Source organism: Wolbachia endosymbiont of Pentalonia nigronervosa (assembly GCF_014534705.1).
Taxonomy (GTDB): Bacteria; Pseudomonadota; Alphaproteobacteria; order Rickettsiales; family Anaplasmataceae; genus Wolbachia.
This window is the reverse complement of sequence record NZ_JACVWV010000126.1, coordinates 1-2204: the sequence shown is the minus strand read 5'-3', so window position 1 is coordinate 2204 and position 2204 is coordinate 1. Positions and strand designations below refer to the sequence as shown.

Annotated in this window: 2 protein-coding genes and 1 pseudogene; all 3 read right to left on the bottom strand. The window is 37.2% G+C overall.

The genetic code is table 11. The features are described from left to right. Nucleotides 1–142: 142 nt before the first annotated feature. Nucleotides 143–649: a phage major tail tube protein gene (locus tag IC220_RS07165; protein ID WP_188153615.1), complete on the bottom strand. Its 507-nt coding sequence runs from the start codon at nucleotides 647–649 to the stop codon at nucleotides 143–145. A gap of 11 nt (nucleotides 650–660) precedes the next feature. After that, nucleotides 661–1821 (bottom strand): annotated as a pseudogene (locus tag IC220_RS07160) (phage tail sheath subtilisin-like domain-containing protein). Next, the coding region (locus tag IC220_RS07155) for a hypothetical protein (protein WP_188153748.1) at nucleotides 1818–2204 on the bottom strand (387 nt) is incomplete at its 5' end. The gene IC220_RS07155 and the pseudogene IC220_RS07160, both read right to left, overlap by 4 nt.

Sequence of the window (2204 nt, the reverse complement as noted above, 5' to 3'; positions counted from 1 at the left end):
CAGTGCCAAAGATACGCCGGAACGCGTAATTGTTCTTAGGATCAAGAAATTGTGATAAAACCATAGCAAAAATGCCTAAAAAATATTAACAATTATAATGCATTATTAGTAATTTTTCAATAAAAAAACCTTACATTTTCTGTCAAATCCCTAGAGCTGTTTGTAGCAAAGACATCTGATCAACACCGTTAATTTTCCGCATCATATTTTCAGCATCGATCTCTATTAACTCATTTCCACCTATAGTAAGTTTATAATAATGAGCAGCTACCGTACATTTGAGTGTGGCTTTTTCTGCAGGTTTCCAGCTACCAAAATCAAATTCTCTGAATATTCCCCTGAGATTTATAATAACGGCTTCAACTTCATTGCTACTACTACCTTGCATTCCTCCACGAAGAGTTAAGGACACCGAGTTTCCATTTATCAAGCCAAATAGCCGAAAGAGTTCTGTATCGTATTCAGCGAAGGTAAACTCAGCTTCTAATTTCTCCATGCCCATGTCTATACTTATTGGAATGTCCATGCCGCCAGCTCGGTATTCTTCGGTTTTGATGGTGAGCTTTGGCAGCGTAATTTCATCTATTCTTCCTGCATAGCCTCGACCATCGACAAATACATTAAAGTTTCTCAATATTTTTGGCAACATTTTCTTTCCCTTTATAAAATTTCATTATTTCGCAAGTGAGAGCGAAAAGTAATCTGCTCAGCTGGGTATGGTGGTGTAAATTCAAAGTCAAAAAAAACTTTTCCACTTGCAATGTTAGCTGGGTCCGAAGTTGCATAACATTTTCCACTGATGATCGCTCCTTGGGTTTTTAGACCTGCTAAATAAGAGTTTACGCTTTCAATTACATCACCTATGTAAGTCTTGGTAATATTGCGATCAACTGCCCATAAGTGAGCTCTCAATAAGCTGTCATTTATTAAATCTGCAGTACGCCTAACCGATAGAAAAGCCCACTTTGGATCATCTGAGCACGTTCTGTTTCCCCAGAGTTTGTAGCCATTTTGGTGAATTATTGTCGTTACTTCATTTTCATTTAAATAATTTGCTCTACAGCTTGCATTACCGAGTGTAAAATCAATAGCTCTACTTGTGCCAACAATGCCATTTATCTCTTTATTTGATGGTGAGTGCCAAAATCCTTCTTCACTATCTACTTTGGCTATTAAACCAGCTACAAATGGACTTGGTGGCTTTTCCTCCCCTTCAGATACTTTTACCCAAGGATCAACAACGTAAACTCTTGCGCTGCCAACACTTTTTCTCCACTTTATTGCTTCTTCATCGTTAGTATTTGGCCCATCTGCTACTATTATTGCTCTCAACTTTTCTGCTACTCCTATTAATGTTGCTACTACCGGATTTTTAGACTCAGATAATTGATGAGTAAAATAAGGGGCAATTAGTATTCTTGGAGCAACATGGACTATGCTTTCACTGCTTAAAAACGCCTGTATGCCTTGATACTCCCCAGTTTTTTCGTCAATTCCTCCAATTACATTCTTCAGCGTTTCTTCTTCCTTTAACTTCAAGTCAGTATTTTTGCTCTCTTCGACACGAATAACTACTACTGTTGCACCAACTTGGGAGAAAATCTCATTTACTGCAGAAGGAAGAGTCCCTTTTTTTCCAAGTTTTGCTGCTTCTTTCAAGCTTCCTGCTATTAATATTGGTTTATTCAGTGGAAACTTTTGCTCATCTGCATCTGGTGCTGTGCCAATTACACCTATCACTTATGATTTACTGGTTCTAATTGTTTTTGGGCCTGAAGTTACTTCAATAACATTCACACCATGTAAAAATTGTTCTGTCATCCTCTGCCTATTTCTTGTATTCTTTGTTTAAAATCATTGAGTAAAGCCTTTAGCTCTCCCTCATTTTTGGCTGCTTCAAATTTCCTCTCGGCCAGATCTTCAAGTTCCTCACATTTTATTATTGCTTTTACTGCTTGTTGGGCTTTATTTTGGATGAGTTTTGCCATTTCAATTATTGTTATGTCTCGAACTTTTGCCAGGGGTTCAATAATTTGAGTATCTTTTTCGTTTAATTTATTTGGTTCTGAAGCTAAAATATTCTCTGCAGCTTTCGCTTGAATTTCGTAAGATTTTGCTTTATGATGAGAATAGCCTGCGTATTGGTGAGTACACCTATCATAATGAATACAAAGATCAGACAATGCAGAAAGTTTCGCATTTTG

Bases quoted from the DNA above. Each gene is read 5' to 3' on its own strand.
- IC220_RS07165 (WP_188153615.1), bottom strand. From the start codon at position 649: ATGTTGCCAAAAATATTGAGAAACTTTAATGTATTTGTCGATGGTCGA.